Annotated in this window: 16 protein-coding genes; 15 read left to right on the top strand and 1 reads right to left on the bottom strand. The window is 29.8% G+C overall.

Going from position 1 to position 16,458, the window contains the following annotated elements:
• Window positions 1-19: 19 nt before the first annotated feature.
• The 10 genes from RR430_RS03180 to gpmI all read left to right on the top strand — a co-directional run bounded on the left by RR430_RS03180 (window position 20) and on the right by gpmI (window position 9,834).
• Window positions 20-2,512, top strand: coding sequence for an ABC transporter permease (locus tag RR430_RS03180; RefSeq protein WP_332508623.1), 2,493 nt, complete (start codon window positions 20-22; stop codon window positions 2,510-2,512).
• Between the two features lies 1 nt (window position 2,513).
• Entirely contained in the window at window positions 2,514-3,182 is a 669-nt protein-coding gene (locus RR430_RS03185) for an ABC transporter ATP-binding protein (RefSeq protein ID WP_332486623.1), read from the top strand.
• A gap of 136 nt (window positions 3,183-3,318) precedes the next feature.
• Entirely contained in the window at window positions 3,319-4,107 is a 789-nt protein-coding gene (locus RR430_RS03190; protein ID WP_332486621.1) for a MerR family transcriptional regulator, read from the top strand.
• A 1-nt stretch (window position 4,108) separates the two neighbouring features.
• The gene (locus RR430_RS03195; RefSeq protein ID WP_332486619.1) at window positions 4,109-4,963 is read left to right on the top strand and encodes an ABC transporter ATP-binding protein; all 855 of its coding nucleotides are present in this window, start codon (window positions 4,109-4,111) and stop codon (window positions 4,961-4,963) included.
• A 3-nt stretch (window positions 4,964-4,966) separates the two neighbouring features.
• Window positions 4,967-5,680: an ABC transporter permease gene (locus tag RR430_RS03200; RefSeq protein ID WP_332486618.1), complete on the top strand. Its 714-nt coding sequence runs from the start codon at window positions 4,967-4,969 to the stop codon at window positions 5,678-5,680.
• 156 nt (window positions 5,681-5,836) lie between these two features.
• Window positions 5,837-6,388, top strand: coding sequence for a TetR/AcrR family transcriptional regulator (locus tag RR430_RS03205; RefSeq protein WP_332486616.1), 552 nt, complete (start codon window positions 5,837-5,839; stop codon window positions 6,386-6,388).
• Between the two features lie 10 nt (window positions 6,389-6,398).
• Complete coding sequence (locus RR430_RS03210; RefSeq protein ID WP_332486615.1) at window positions 6,399-7,064, top strand: hypothetical protein; 666 nt, start codon at window positions 6,399-6,401, stop codon at window positions 7,062-7,064.
• Window positions 7,064-7,474, top strand: a complete 411-nt coding sequence (locus RR430_RS03215) for a DUF2871 domain-containing protein (RefSeq protein ID WP_332486613.1) — start codon at window positions 7,064-7,066, stop codon at window positions 7,472-7,474. The genes RR430_RS03210 and RR430_RS03215 overlap by 1 nt, the downstream gene beginning before the upstream one ends.
• Window positions 7,475-7,636: 162 nt before the next feature.
• On the top strand, window positions 7,637-8,122 hold the full coding sequence (locus tag RR430_RS03220) for a YbaK/EbsC family protein (protein WP_332486612.1): 486 nt from the start codon (window positions 7,637-7,639) through the stop codon (window positions 8,120-8,122).
• A gap of 143 nt (window positions 8,123-8,265) precedes the next feature.
• Complete coding sequence (gene gpmI / locus RR430_RS03225; RefSeq protein ID WP_332486611.1) at window positions 8,266-9,834, top strand: 2,3-bisphosphoglycerate-independent phosphoglycerate mutase; 1,569 nt, start codon at window positions 8,266-8,268, stop codon at window positions 9,832-9,834.
• Between the two features lie 95 nt (window positions 9,835-9,929).
• On the opposite strand, the gene RR430_RS03230 is transcribed toward gpmI, so the two are convergent.
• The gene (locus tag RR430_RS03230; RefSeq protein ID WP_332486610.1) at window positions 9,930-10,703 is read right to left on the bottom strand and encodes a MurR/RpiR family transcriptional regulator; all 774 of its coding nucleotides are present in this window, start codon (window positions 10,701-10,703) and stop codon (window positions 9,930-9,932) included.
• 185 nt (window positions 10,704-10,888) lie between these two features.
• On the opposite strand from RR430_RS03230, the gene RR430_RS03235 reads away from it, so the two are divergent.
• From RR430_RS03235 to RR430_RS03255, 5 genes are read left to right on the top strand one after another with little or no spacing between them, the layout of a single operon-like run.
• Window positions 10,889-12,490, top strand: coding sequence for a PTS transporter subunit EIIC (locus RR430_RS03235; protein WP_332486607.1), 1,602 nt, complete (start codon window positions 10,889-10,891; stop codon window positions 12,488-12,490).
• A gap of 4 nt (window positions 12,491-12,494) precedes the next feature.
• Window positions 12,495-13,820 (top strand): family 4 glycosyl hydrolase, encoded by a 1,326-nt coding sequence (locus RR430_RS03240; RefSeq protein ID WP_332486606.1) that lies wholly within the window; start codon window positions 12,495-12,497, stop codon window positions 13,818-13,820.
• Window positions 13,821-13,829: 9 nt separating this feature from the next.
• The gene (locus RR430_RS03245; protein ID WP_332486604.1) at window positions 13,830-14,576 is read left to right on the top strand and encodes a carbohydrate deacetylase; all 747 of its coding nucleotides are present in this window, start codon (window positions 13,830-13,832) and stop codon (window positions 14,574-14,576) included.
• Window positions 14,539-15,678, top strand: a complete 1,140-nt coding sequence (locus tag RR430_RS03250) for a glycerate kinase (RefSeq protein ID WP_332508624.1) — start codon at window positions 14,539-14,541, stop codon at window positions 15,676-15,678. The genes RR430_RS03245 and RR430_RS03250 overlap by 38 nt, the downstream gene beginning before the upstream one ends.
• Entirely contained in the window at window positions 15,662-16,123 is a 462-nt protein-coding gene (locus tag RR430_RS03255; protein ID WP_332486601.1) for a PTS sugar transporter subunit IIA, read from the top strand. The genes RR430_RS03250 and RR430_RS03255 overlap by 17 nt, the downstream gene beginning before the upstream one ends.
• The last annotated feature ends 335 nt before the right edge of the window (window positions 16,124-16,458 follow it).

Raw genomic sequence — 16,458 nt, forward strand, 5'->3', positions numbered from 1 at the left:
CATAGAAAGATGTGAAAACATGAAAAGTATCTATTTGGCTAAACAAGGGATTTTAGGGAGAAAAAAAGAGAACTTTATTTTAGTATCGATGATAATCTTGTCGATAATTTTTTTGATTTCATACTTAGTTTATAATCAAAGTAGTTTAAGAAGTTTAGAGGAATCTCGTAGAAATTTATATGGTGAATGGTATTCAACTACATACAATGTAGATAAACCAATAGCTAATGTAGATGGTATTAGTAGTATTATTGAACAAAATGCTCTTATTTATGATAACAATATGATTCTTGGATCAATAGGCAAAGTTGACCAACAATTTGAGAAGTTAAGTAGAGTACATTTGTTAAGTGGTGTATACCCTACTAATGAGAATGAAATTGCATTATCAACATCAGTATTAGATAGCTTGGGATTTTCTTATGATTTAGGAAGTGTGGTTAAAATTCCATATCTTCCTAATAATTTTGATATGTTAAAATTACAACAACCAATAATTGAAACAGAATATATCGAATATAAATTAGTGGGAATATTGCCTGCTTATGATGTTTTTTGGCAAAAAAATAATGAAGTTCCTTTAGTGAATGCTATTGTTTTTGATTTTAAAGAAGGTTATCCAACAAAGTATCAAATTTTATGGAAAGGCTCTGATGAATTTGATACGTATAAGCTTGTAAGCCAACAAAGTAAAGATGTTGTGATTAATGAATTTGCGTACCCTAAACAAGATGGGTTTAATACATCATTATTATTAATAGAAGGTGGTGTAATCGGATTAGCGTTTATTTCAAACTTGATTATTTACTCCCTTTTATTAAACAAACGTAAGCGTAGTTTCTTAACTATGTCTAATCTAGGTGCTACTAAAGCAATGATTGTTAAAGTTGTATTTATTGAGTCTATATTGATTCTAACATTTAGTTTTATTATAGGAATACCTATAGGATTTATTGTTGGAGTATTAATTAGTTTATCATCTTTAAATATTGTTTTAAGTATCCCGTGGATTCAAATAAGCTATTTATTAATATTGTTGTATGGGGTTAGTTTTGTTTCGTTTCTTTTATCATCATTAATGCTAAAGGTTGATAATCCAGATACACTGCGTAATGAAAAAGTGAAAAAGATAAATAAGGTAAGTATCGCTTCTAAAAATAAAATATCAGTAATCGTTTTAACATTAATTATTTTATTTGTATCCATAGGTACATTATATTTATCAAGATGGTCTATGATGGCATATGATAAAAATGCCCCTTATGCAGCGTTAAATATTCAAAGTAAATCTGAAGGATTCTTTGATGAAAAAATAATAAGTGATTTAAACCAAATACCTGAAGTAAAGGAAGTAGCTGCTTACAATTATATACCGATGGAATATTTTGTTACTTCTCAGGAAATTAGAGAAAGTAAAACATTCAATGATTTATATGATTCAACTATAGAACCAAAGCCTGTTCATTTTTATAAACGGGGAATTTTATCAACTCATTTCTTTGTTTTATCAGATTCAGAAAGTGATGTGTTAATTGAACTATCTAATATGAATGCTGAGGATATAGAAAGATTTAAGAAGGGTGAAGGCGTTATTTACTACCAAATGCAATTAATTAAAGATATTGATTCAAATATGGTATATGATTCTTCGGTTGAAGGAAATATTAAAGGGTATGAACTTCTTGAATCACCTGTATATAGAGGTAGCATGTTAGCTTTATCAAATAATCAATTTGTAAATGAAGAAGGACATGATTATACAATTCCTAATGTCTTTGAGAATGAGTTAGAGGTTTTAGGAATAGTAACAGGTTTGAATGATAAATTATTAATAGGAAATAATACACCTATATCAAATGGAGACATATTTGTATCACAAGCATTTAATAAGAAATTAATGCAACGGATGGAAGAAAGAGTAGTGCATACTGATGAATATAGTAACATTAATGTGACAATAGATAAAAACTCATCATATTCAACAAGGAAATCGATTGCTTCTATCGTTACATCAAGAGGTGGATTATTACAATCAGATAGTTATGAAATTGTGGAACAGTTGTACAGAGAATGTAGTCAAAAGTCATTAATAATAATTCTTTCAGGATCACTGGTTGTCTTATTTAGTATGGTTCTTCTTTGGAATATAGTAAGTTCTTCATTGTTGATGGAGCGTAGAAGAATAGGTATACTTCAAGCACTTGGGGTATCTAATAAAAAATTGTGTCTTTCTTATATTAAAAAAATATCCATGATGATTATACCGATAAGTGTAATAGTTAATGGATTAATAGTGGTAGTAATGAATTTTATAAATCAGCCTAAATATTTAATGGACTTTACAAAGATATTTGTCTATGGAAATTATATTTACTTTGATTATCCGATTTTAATGCAAGTGGCATTAAACGGTATTCTTATTTTAGTGTTAGCACTTATACAAATATATCCATTATACAAAATGATTAAGGATCAACCAATTCATAATATGAAGGACTATGGAGGAATATAAAATGGGTAAGCTCATTCAAATTAAGAATCTTGTTAAGAAATATGATGATAAAACGGTAGCCGTTAATGATGTTAGCTTCAGTGTAGATGAAGGATCAGTAGTATCAATTATTGGTCGAAGTGGCAGTGGGAAATCTACATTATTACAACTTCTAGGATTATTGGATAAACCAACAAGTGGAAGTATATTATTAAATAATCAGGATATAAGTCAGTTTGATGATACAAAAAGAGCTTTATATAGAAGAAAAAAAATAGGCATTATATATCAAAACTTCAATTTACTACCTGAGTATTCAATCAAAGATAACATATGCTTACCTCTATTGCTTGATAATGAAAAAATAGATCAAGCATATTTTGAAGAACTTGTTGATTTACTAGGATTAAAGCAGTTATTGTCAAAGCAGCCTTATCAATTGTCAGGAGGTGAGCAACAACGCGTTGCAATAGCACGGGCCTTTATAATCAAACCAATATTGATTCTTGCGGATGAACCTACTGGTAACTTAGATAAAGCTAATGGGGATAGAGTTATGGATTTAATGCTTAACACAGCAGAAATACTAAAAACAACTGTTATATTTGTTACCCATGATAATACATTGGCAAAGTGTGCGGGTAGAATACTTGAAATGAGTGATGGAATACTAGTAACATCAACTATGTAAAATTGCACAATAATTTAAAATTAAATGAGGTTATGAATGTGGTCAAACAAAAAACTGATCACATTTTTTAATTTTATAAAAAACATTTGCTTGTTACGTTACGTAATGAATTATAATCAAGACAGAGGTAAAAGATATGAATGAAAACTATTTAACAATTGGCGAAGTAGCAAAGAAGATGAATGTAACAGTAAGAACATTACAATACTATGATACAGAAGGATTATTAAAACCTTCAATGTTAAGTGAGGGTGGAAGAAGATTATACACTTCTAAAGATTTGATTAAGCTCTATCAAATATTATCATTTAAGTCGCTAGGATTCTCTCTAGAAGACATAAAAGAACGAATCTTAAAAATGGATACACCAGAAGAGGTTTGTTTATTATTAAAGCAACAAGAAAAGATCATTGAAGAACAAATCAAAGCTATGAAATTAGTTAAAACTTCACTTAGGGCATTAAAAGAAGAAGTTATTCAAATGAAAGAGGTTGATTTTAATAAGTACGCAGACATTATCCAACTTTTAAAAATGGGGAATAAAGAATATTGGGTTATAAAGTTGTTTGACGAAGAACTAATGGATTATTTTAAGGAACGTTTTACTGATCATGAAGAAGATGGAAAAGAAATCTTAAATACATATAAAGAAGTAGTTGAAAAGGCCATAAACCTTAAGAACAAAGGTATAGCTCCTGAAAGTGATGAAGCAATTGAACTTGCATCAAAATGGTGGGAAATGATTATGGAGTTTACTAAAGGAGATTTTACATTGTTAGGAAAATTAATGGAATTTAATGATAATAAGGACAATTGGGATCAAGAAATGGCTAGCAAACAAAAAGAGATAGATGATTATATTGGTCATGCGATAGATGCATATTTAAAAAGTATTAATGTAAAGTTTCCACTGGAGGAAAAGTAAAATGAATTATGCAATAGAGTGCAATAATCTTAAAAAAAGATATGGGAAAAATGAAGTTTTAAAAGATATAAGCTTTAAAGTAGAAAATAATGAGATATTTGCATTATTAGGGACAAATGGTGCAGGAAAAACAACAACATTAGAGTGCATTGAGGGGCTACGTAAATATGATGGTGGATCAATAGTTATAACTGGTAAAATTGGTGTACAATTACAAAATTCATCATTATTAAAAACAATGAAAGTAAAGGAAGCAATTCAATATTTTTCAAAATGGAATCATGTTGAACCAGATAATGAACAGATAAATCGAATGGGTTTAAAGGATATCTTAGATAAGAAGTATAGTGACTGTTCAACGGGTCAAAAAAGAAGATTACATCTTATTTTAGCTCTCGTAACTGATCCTGATATTTTGATTTTAGATGAACCAACTGCGGGATTAGATGTTGAGGGTAGGGTGGCATTGCATGATGAAATTAGAAGATTAAAAAGTAATGGGAAAACAATTTTATTAGCAACTCATGATATGAGTGAAGTAGAAGAGTTAGCTGATCGTTTAGGAATCGTTAAAGATGGCAAAATAGTTTATACAGGGACACCACAACAACTGAAACAACATTTACAATCTGAAGCGAAAATATATTTTGAAATTAAAGATAAAATAGATTTTGGTAAACTGACAGATTCCATCCAGAATAAAAATTATAGCTATATGATAGAAACATCTGATATCACATTAACATTACATGAATTGACTGAAATCGTTGTATCACAAAAATGTAAATTTGAGATGATTCAAATAGAATATTCAAGTCTTGAAGATCAATTTATGGCACTTACAAAGGAGAATTAAATTATGAGTTCATTATTATATAGCATTATACTTCAATGGAAAGTAGATATTAGAAACAAAGATATTTTACTTACTTACTATTTAGTTCCTATTTTATTTTATATATTTGTAGGCAATGTATTTACATCTGTTATGCCTAATATAGAAGAGACATTAACACAATCAATGGTGATATTTGCAATACTCATGGGAACTTCAATAGGAAGTCCACAACCAATTGCTGATGTATTTACAACAGATATTAAAAAAGGATATCAAGTTAGTAATATCCCACTAGGGTCAGTGGTGCTTGTAAATTATATATCTGCATTTGTACATATGTTAATAGTTAGTTGTATCATTATCTTTAGCGCACCACTAATTTTTCAAACAGCAATACCTACTTCACTTAGTTTTTGGATTGGGCTTGTGTTATATATAATTACAAGTGTATTTATTGGTAGTTGTTTAGGAGTTTTAGTTAAGAGTTCATCAAAACTAACAATGATTTCACAAGTTGTATTCTTACCATCAATGATGTTATCGGGGATTATGTTTCCTAATAACATGCTTCCAGATGTTTTTCAAACAATATCAAAACTATTTCCAGCAACTTGGGGATTTGAACTTATGTGTAGTAAAACTATATTAACTACTAATATCTATATTTTATTAATTATTTCTTTAATTTGTTATGTAGTACTTTGTGTGCAAATTAATAGAGTAAAAAAAATATAGTTATCAGTATATAGTAAATAAAATGGATATGAAGTAAACAGTGCTTTAATAAGTTACTGTTTTTCTTTTTGGTTAACAATACAGATAGTAAAAATTGACAGATAACAATTATTAGTTTAAAATGAACAGTGTTCAGTTTAAGAGGGAGGAATCAATATGTATAAGAAGTTAGAATCAAAAGAAGATATTCTACAAGAATCAATTGAGCTTGTAAAAGTATCGGGATTTAAGGAATTAAATATCCGAGGTCTTGCAAAGCAATGCGATGTTTCTGTGGGTACTATTTACAATTATTTTCCATCTAAACAAGAACTATTAGTAGAAACTGTTGAAATGATTTGGCGAAAAGTTTTTCATAATCAAGTATGTGATTATGAGAAGAGTAACTTTTTACAAGTTCTTAACTGGCTTGAAACATGTTTAAGAAATGGTGCTAAAGAGTTTCCAGATTTTTTATCAAAACATAACCAGTATTTTAGTGGTAAAGAAGTACAAGCGGGCAAAAAACAAATGAGTGAATATTTTGAACATATGCAAAGGGGAATATTGTATTCTCTACAAGAAGAAAAGAAATTATGTAAAACACTTGAAGTTCAATGTATTAGCCAAAAGGATTTTATTGATTATGTAATATGGAGTTTAGTAGATTGTATTACTAATAATCGCAAAACTGATGTATTAATTAAAATGATTGAAACGATGAATTAGGAGGTAATTTATGCAAGCAATTATGGAAACAGGGTTTGATGTAATCTATTTATTTACAGTCATAACTTTAGGAATTATCATGGTTAGAAAAGGCAAAACAAAGGAAGCAAAATTGTTTGGAATAATGGCTATAACTCTTGGCTTAGGTGATTCATTTCACTTAGTACCTAGAGCATTAGCATTATGTACAACAGGATTAGAAAGTTTTACAGTGGCATTAGGCGTAGGTAAGTTCATCACATCGATAACAATGACAGTATTTTATATTCTTCTTTACTATGTATGGCGTTTACGTTATAAGGTTGAGGGTAATAAAGAACTAACATTCAGTATCTATGCATTAGCGGTTATTCGCATTGCGCTATGTTTATTCCCACAAAACATGTGGACCAGTGCACTTGCACCATTAAGTTGGGGAATCTATCGTAATATTCCGTTCGCAATTATGGGTTTAATAATCATCGTCTTGTTTTACAAGAGTGCTAAGGAACACAATGATACATCATTTAAATATATGTATTTAACGATTGTATTAAGTTTTGCATTTTATATCCCAGTAGTACTATTTGCAGATACAATTCCTTTAGTAGGGATGTTGATGATTCCAAAGACTTGTGCATACGTCTGGACAGTTTGGATTGGATATCAAGATATGAAGAAAGCAGGTAATAACTAATGAAAAAAATGATTAATGTAGCGTTTATTTATAGTATTGTAGCTATGATAGCGGGTGTATTCTATCGTGAGTTTACAAAGTTCAATGGGTTTGTTGGAGTTACATCTTTAGGAAAAATGCACGTGCATTTACTAGTATTAGGTTCACTGTTTTTTCTAATCCTAGGGTTGTATTGTGATCGTGTTAAGGTAGAAGATCAAAAAGGATTTAACACTGCGTTTATTGCGTATAATGTAGGGTTGTGTTGGATGGTAGTAATGATGTTAGTACGTGGCATTTTACAAGTCCTAAATACTCCATTGTCATCAGGAATCAACGCAGCTATTTCTGGTGTTGCGGGAATCGGTCATATTATTCTAGGAGTAGGATTAGTACTAATCTTTCTTAAACTAAAAAAAGCAGTCAAATAAAAAAATACCTTGTGAAAAGAATTGAGTTCTAATCACAAGGTTTTATTATCTATCATTTCCTTTATAGTAATGGATTGTAAGTTAAAGTGTATATAAATGCGAGCGTAAAATCTCTAAAATAGATAATGAATGTTATAATTGAACACAAGGAGAAGTTTAATTATGAAATATGATTTATTAAAAATTATGGATGATTTAGGAATTGAATACCAATATGTCGAACACGAACCGATTACAGACTATGAGGTAGCAAAAGCAGTAGACGAAAAATATAACTTAGAAGGCACAGAAAGCAAAAATTTATTTTTAAAAGACAAAAAAGGTATTTATTATGTTTTTGTTACTGAAGAAGGCGTTCGTTTCAATAGAGCGTTCTTAAAAGAAGTAACTGGTGAAAAATTATCGATTACATCGCCAGAAGAACTAGAAGAAAAAACTGGGTATGTAGTTGGGTGTGCAACTAACTTTGGATATGATCAAGATGTGGTGTATGTTGTAGATGCAGGCATATTTGAACATGATTCGCTAATATGTTCTGCAGGAAGTCCAACGCAAAGTATGGTTATGAAAACAGAAGACTTAAAGAAAATATATAGTACATTATCAAATCAAATAATTTATGTGCAAGCACCAAGAATAATTGAATAAAGAAAAGGCTTTCATTGTGAAAAAAGTTTAAGAATTATCAAAGATATGTAAATTAGTACATTGTTTCATTTCTTTAGTGGCTATTAGCGTGAAAAAACAAGCAAATCATGATAAACTAATTTAAGAAAGATGAGGAAGTATTTATGAATAAAAAACCAGTAGTATTAGTGGTTATGGATGGTGTTGGATGCACTGAAAAAGATAACGGAAATGCAGTAATGCACGCATACAAACCACAATTAGATTATTTAATGAAAAATTGTCCAAATATTCAAATTAAAGCACATGGTGTTGCAGTTGGACTACCAAGTGATGATGACATGGGTAACTCAGAAGTAGGGCACAATGCATTAGGATGTGGACAAATATATAGCCAAGGGGCAAAACTTGTAAATGAAAGTATTGAAACGGGAGCTATTTTCCAATCAGAAACTTGGAAAGAAGCACTTGATTCTTGTGAAAATGGAACATTACATTTCTTAGGCTTATTATCTGATGGAAATGTTCACTCTAATATTGCACATCTTGAAGCTATGCTTAAACAAGCTAAAAAAGATGGTGTTAAAAAGGTACGTATTCATGCATTATTGGATGGACGTGATGTGCCAGAAACTAGTGCATTGATCTATGTTGAACAAATTGAAAACTTAATTAATGAATTAAATGACGCAAATTTTGATATCAAAGTAGCATCAGGTGGCGGACGTATGAAAATTACGATGGACCGTTATGAAGCTAACTGGAAAATGGTTGAAGAAGGATGGCATATTCATGTATTAGGTGAAGGAAGAAAATTCCCTTCTATGAAAGATGCTGTAGAAACATATCGTAATGAATTAAAAGTATCAGACCAAGATCTTCCTGGATTTGTAATTGAAGAGAATGGACAACCAGTAGGTACTATTGAAGATGGTGATAGTGTAATTCTATTTAACTTCCGTGGTGACCGTGCTATTGAAATTTCAAAAGCATTTGGAAATGCAGACTTTAAAGAGTTTGATAGAGTGCGTTTCCCTAAGGTATTCTATGCAGGAATGTTGCAATATGATGGAGACTTAAAGATTCCTAACAAGTTCTTAGTAGCTCCACCTCATATCACAAATACAATGAGTGAATTCCTAGTTAAACAAGGTGTTAAATCTTATGCAATTAGTGAAACTCAAAAATATGGTCACGTTACTTATTTCTGGAATGGAAACCGTTCTGAGAAATTTGATGACAAATTAGAAACTTGGGTAGAAGTACCTAGTGATGTTATTCCATTTGAACAAAGACCTTGGATGAAAGCTGCAGAAATTACAGATAAGCTAGTGGATGCAATCGAATCTAAAGAATATGATTTCTTACGTGTTAACTATCCTAATGGAGACATGGTAGGACATACTGGAAACTTTGAAGCTACATTAATTGGTGTAGAATCAGTTGACTTAGTGTTAAAGAGAATCATGAATGCTTGTGATAAAGCAGGATATACTCTATTAATCACAGCAGACCATGGTAATGCTGATGAAATGTACGAAAAGAGAAAAAATCCAGAAGATGCACCAAAACCAAAAACTGCTCATACATTAAATCCAGTTCCATTTATTGTATATAACAATGAAGTTACATTAAAAGATGGACATTATGGATTAAGTAATGTTGCTGCTACAGTTGTTGAATTATTAGGATTCAAAGCGCCTGAAGGTTGGGAAGAAAGCTTAATTAAATAAATATAAATAAGAACTATTAAATGCTCCTAAAAGGGGTAAAATAGTTCTTTTTATTTTATGATATAGATTTTAAAAATAAAATTAATATTTAATAATTATTTATTATTAACAGTATTAAAAGTATTAGCTTTATATATTTTTAAATATTCGTTAAATACTAATTCAGATAATATATACAACCCTAACCTAGAATTAATATCTTCATTAAACATATCGAGATGGTTGTGGTATGCAAATAAACTTATGGATGCGTGAGAAATTAGTGGAGATTGAGAAACACCTGTAAAAGCAATAGTAGAAATATTCTTTGTTTTTGTAATATATGAAAGTTTTTTAATAATATCCGTGCTTCCAGTAAGGCTAATAAAAACTGCAAGTTGATTTCGATGCAAATTGTTTGCAAAGGATATACATGAATCTCTGTCATCAGGAACAATAGCTATTTTGTTTAAGCAAGATAGTTTTTTAGATAAATCCAAAGCAACTGTTTTAGATAAACCTAAAGCAAAAAAAACGATTTGTTCTGCATCAAACATTAATTTAGCTGATTTCATAATTGATTCACGAGAATTTAATTTAATTGTTTGATTTACAGTTAATGTTAACTCTTCATCAAAATTTATTTCTTCGTTGTGATTATGAGCATTTTTATCTAACTTAATTTGATACTTTAACTCACTGAAACCAGTGTATCCAAGTTTCTTACATAGTCGAACAATAGCAGTTGAAGAGATAAATAACTTACTAGATAAATCAGCGATTTTAATTGTATCAAAATTACTATAATTTTTGAGAATTTCATCAACGATTCTTTTTTCAGTGAGATTTAAATGCAAAGACTCGCTCGATAACTTATTAAATAAAGACATTTGATTCCTCCTATTAATAAATAACATTTTGTGAAATAATACACAAAATGTGTAAATTGACTATTTGTGTGTATTGAAAACTAAGCATGGTAATGTCATTGAAAAGGCTTACACCATTGATATAATAGTACATGTATTGTGACACCGCGGTCAAGTCAGTACCATAAAAATTTGAGGAGGATATTATGAAAGGTTTTTGGCAGAAGTTTGGAAAATCATTACTTTTACCAATTTCTACTATTGCTGTAGCTGGGATTTTCTTAGGTCTTGCAGCTGCATTACAAAATAAAGAAATTGTTGGAGAAGCGTTTGTTAATTTAGTTATTATGCAAAACTTTATTGGATTTATAAGAAAGTTGGCAGGATTAGTATTTGGTAATTTACCATTGTTTTTCTGTATTTCAATTGCAGTTGGACTAGCTAAAGACGAAAAACCAACCGCAGCATTTTCAGCTGTATTGGGATTCTTAGTTTTACATTTAACTTTAAGCTATATATTAGATTTAAATAAAATTAATGCAGCAACAATGAGTATACAAGCATTAATGGATGGTGGATTGAGTCAATTAGATGCTACTATCATGAATGCAAAATATGAAACTGTTTTAGGATTCTTTACATTAAGAATGAATGTGTTTGGAGGAATATTAATAGGTGGTATAGTTACATTCTTACACAATAAATTCTATACAATCCAATTACCAAGTGCTATTAATTTCTTCGGTGGTAAAAGATTTATTCCATTAATCACATTAATTACTATTCCGTTTGTAGGATTATGTTCATATTATATTTGGCCTTATTTTGATAATTTTATTGGGCTTCTTGGCCAAGGAATTGCTTCAGTTGGGGATTTTGGACCATTTTTATACGGTTCATTAAATCGTTTACTAATTCCTACAGGGTTACATCATATTTTAAATCAAATTGTTCGTTTTACTCCAGTAGGAGGTACTGCAGTAATTGATGGACAAACAGTTATGGGCGCATTAAATATTTTCAACACAGCTATTGCTTCACCAACACCAGTATCAAATGAAATTTTTCAATTAGGTGCTAGGTATGTTGGTCAAGGGCATACATTAATTGTTCTGTTTGGACTTCCAGCAGCTTCTCTTGCTATGTACCGTCTTGCAGATCAAAAAAATAAAAAAAGAATCAAAGCATTATTAATTGCTGGAGTAGTAGCATCTGTTTTAACAGGTGTAACTGAACCACTAGAATTCACATTTATGTTTATTTCACCAATACTATTCTTGTTCCATGTATTGATGACAGGTATCGGATACTTCGCAGCTTCAATTTTAGGAATAAGCGTAGGTGGTGTTCAAGCGGGATTAATAGATTTTACAATTTTCGGTATATTTAGAGGATTTGAAAGTAAATGGTACTTGCTAATTGTAATAGGAATATTCATGGCGATTGCATATTACTTTGGATTTACATATTTAACTAAAAAATTTAATATCAATACTCCTGGAAGAAATGAAAATTTAGATGTTGAAGATGAAGAAGAATCAATCAAACTGAACTTAAAAGATGAAGATTTAGCAAAATCAATAATCGAATATCTTGGAGGAAAAGAAAACATCGATAGTATTACAAATTGTTTTACTCGATTACGTGTAACAGTAAAAGATGATAGTTTAGTTAACGAAAATAAACTAAAGTTAACAGGAGCTTCAGGAATATCTAGACCATCTGCAAATAACGTACAAGTTATTTATGGTTTAAAAGTTGAAGGTATCGCAAGAAGTGTAAAAGAAGTATTTAATAGGAAAGATTAAGCTGATGAATAAAAAATTAAAAGTAACAGTTGTAGGTGGTGGTTCGACATGGACACCAGGAATTCTTAATGCATTTGTTAGACATCAAGAACGTTTTCCAATTAGTGAATTAGTTTTATTTGATAACAATTGGGAAAGACAAGAAGTTATTGGTAAATATGCAGAAATTTTATTTAAAGAAAATTGTCCAGATGTAAAAGTTACATATACAATGGATAAAGATGTAGCGTATAAAGATGCAGATTTTATTATGGTACAAATCAGAACAGGTGGTTATGAGCTAAGAGAAAAAGATGAGAAAATCCCACTAAAATATGGAGTAGTCGGCCAAGAGACTTGTGGACCAGGTGGATTTTCATATGGAATTAGATCATTAAGAGATATGATTGAAATCGTTGAGGATACTCGTGAAAGAAATAGTGAAGCATGGATATTAAACTATACTAATCCTGCAGCGATAGTTGCATATGGGTTAACAAAAAAGTTTCCAAACGACAAGAAAATTCTTAATATATGCGATCAACCTATAAATCTTATAAACTCATTTTCTAAATTAATGAACATTGATCCAAATAGTATTGAACCAAGATATTTTGGATTAAATCATTTTGGTTGGTTTACACATTTATACGACAACGACGGAAAAGATGTTTTAAAAGAACTAAAAGACTTAATAAAATCTAATGGATTTTTACCAGCGGATGCAGCAGAGAGAGATCAATCATGGTTAGATACATATGCTTTAGTACGAGATATGGTATTAGATTTTGATGAATTTGTACCATCAACATATTTACAATATTATTTTTATCCAGAATATAAAGCTAGTAAACTTAACCCAAACTACACACGTGCAAATGAAGTAATGGATGGGCGTGAAAAAATGATCTTTGAAGAATGCAGTAAAGCAGCACAACAAAATTCTACCGAAGGCATACATGTAGTAAAAAATGAAGCACATGGAGATATGATTATATCGATAGCAGAAGCAATCTACTTAAATGAAAATAAATACTTTATTGTTATGGTAGAAAATAACGGTATTATTGAAAATTTACCTGATGATGCACAAGTAGAGGTAACATGTTTACTTGGTAATAGAGGTCCAATTCCATTTAATTATGGTAAGATAGATACATTCTATAAAGGCTTACTTGAAAATCAATATGCTTATGAAAAACTGACATGTGAAGCTTATTTTGAAGGTAGTTATACAAAAGCATTGCAAGCATTAACTCTTAATCGAACAGTTAATGATGCTAAGAAAGCTAGAAAAATATTAGATGATTTAATTGAAGCTAATGGCTCATTTTGGCCTAAGTTAAAATAAAGGAGAAGTATGAGAATAATAATAAATGCGGATGATTTTGGATATAGCAGAGCTGTTAACTATGGAATTATTGATGCTTATAAGTTAGGTGTACTAACATCAACTACTTTAATGGTAACTATGGAAGGATTGGATCATGCAATAGAATTGTATAAAGATAATCCATCTTTGGGGTTAGGATTACATTTAAACATAGCGCTTGGCAAACCATTAACTGGCGGGTCATCAATTGTAGAAAATGGCGAATTTATTAAACCAAAAAACTATACTGATAAAACTCAATTCAATGAGGAAGAAGTATACAATGAATTTAGAGCGCAATATGATAAATTTTTAGCTAAGGTGGGTAAAAAACCAAGCCATTTTGATTCGCATTTATTTACTTCTGATTGTAACGAGGTTGTTAAAAAATGTGCCATAAAATTAGCTGAAGAAGTGAATTTACCTTTAAGGAATCATGATACAAAGGGTTATGAGCATGTTGAATTTATTCAATTTAGGAATTTTAATGAAACAGTAGGATTAGATTATTTATATAGACAATTTGATAATATTATTAAATTTGACTGTGTTGAAATAATGTCACATCCTGCTTATATTGATAATAAACTTAAAGAATCTTCATCATATAACTTACAACGATTAGATGAATTGGATGTATTATTGAGTGAAGAATTAAAAAAATTAATTAAAGAAAATAATGTAGAGTTAATAACTTATGAAAACATTGAAAAAAAAGATATTAATTGCTTGTGATTCTTTTAAAGGATATTTCACTAGTGAAGAAGCAAATTCAATAATTAAAAAAGAGATTGAAGATAGAGGAAACTATGAAGTGTACACCATTGCATTAGGAGATGGTGGAGAAGGAACTTTAAGTGCATTAGAAAATATTATAGATGCTAATGCAATTGAAATAGAAACTTACAATGCGCTTATGAAAAATATTACCGCTAAAGTACTTGTCGATGGGACTAATGGTTATATTGAGGTAGCAAACATTATTGGAATTACGATGACACCTATTTCAATGTTTGAGAAAACAACAACGTATGGAGTAGGTATAGTAATAAAAAAAATGTATGAATTAGGTGTGAGGAATTTTACTATTTGCTTAGGTGGAACATCAACTAATGATTTAGGATTAGGTATACTCGAGGCAATGGGAGGAAGTATATACTTTGATGATTGCCTTATTGAAAATGTAACCAGTTCGAATTTAAATCATATTGTTAATATTAATTTAAATAATATTATTCAAAGATATAAAGATATTAGTTTTACTTTACTCTGTGACGTAAAAAATCCAACTTATGGAGAAAATGGTTGCACGATGATATATGCAAAACAAAAAGGTGCTAAAGTAGAAAAACTAAAGCAATATGATGAAAGTGTAAAAAATGCAGTAAACAAATTAAATGATGTAACAAATAAAAATACAGCTTTCTTGGAAGGTAGTGGAGCAGCAGGCGGGATTGCATGTATGCTTATGAGTTTATTTAATACATCAATTGAATCTGGTATAGAGTATATGCTTAATGTTGCGAATTTTTCTTCTTTAGTTATTGAATCTGACATAGTTATAACAGGTGAAGGCAGTATTGATGAGCAATCATTATCAGGAAAGTTTATTACAGGAATTCTTGATTTGGCTAAAAAGAGTGAAAAAGATTGTTACGCTATTGGTGGAATTGTAATAGCCAATAAAAGCAATTTAATTAACCAAGGATGGAAAGATATTGTAAATACTTGTGATTTTCATGATGAAAATTTAGATTTGCATGAAGACAAAATAGAACGATTGCAAGAAGCAACTCGCTATTTAATTAAGGAATGGGATTATGATAAATATATTTAATAAAAAAACTGAATTGAAAGCTTTCGCGTCTGGGAAAGTGGTGGCAATTGAGAGTATAAATGATGAAGTTTTTTCTAATAAAATGATGGGTGATGGATTTGCCATAATTTCTGAAAAAGGTGAAGTATATTCTCCTTTAGATGGAGAGGTAACTGCGTTATTTCCAACACAACATGCAATTGGAATTACAACTAAAAAGGGAATAGAATTTATTATCCATATCGGTATTAATACTTTAGAAATGGATAATGTATTTTGTTCATTAGTAAAAATTGGTGATACAGTAACAAAAGATCAAATTCTAATCAAATATGACTATGATTATTTTTGCGAGAAGAATTTAGATAAAGTAGTTGTAATTGTTTTTACTAAACCAGTAGAATTCTCATTGTCAAAAGAAAAAGTAACAAAGGGAGATATTGTAGGTTTAATTAAACTAGTATAATTAATTTACATTAATAAAGAACATCAAAAAAAGTAATCAAAATTAGTGCATTGGTAAAAATATAGACAAGTATGTGAAATCGAGAGATAAATTACTTGTCTTTTTATATGGGGGAAAAGTATTCATAGCGTAAGTTACTTCTTCTTTTCGTTTGCGAATTTTCTAGTATTACCACTTATTCAAAACTAGTAAATATTAATTGCAATTGTTTGTCTCCTTTTGTAATAACTCAATGGCTAGTTCGAATGCTCTAATTCTTCGTATACCTAATGTATGTTGGGAAGTTCCTTCTTTGAATTTTGGCATTACTTTTAAAACACGTTGAATGGTAGTTG

Source organism: Anaerorhabdus sp. (assembly GCF_036641015.1).
Lineage (GTDB): Bacteria > Bacillota_I > Bacilli_A > Erysipelotrichales > Erysipelotrichaceae > Anaerorhabdus.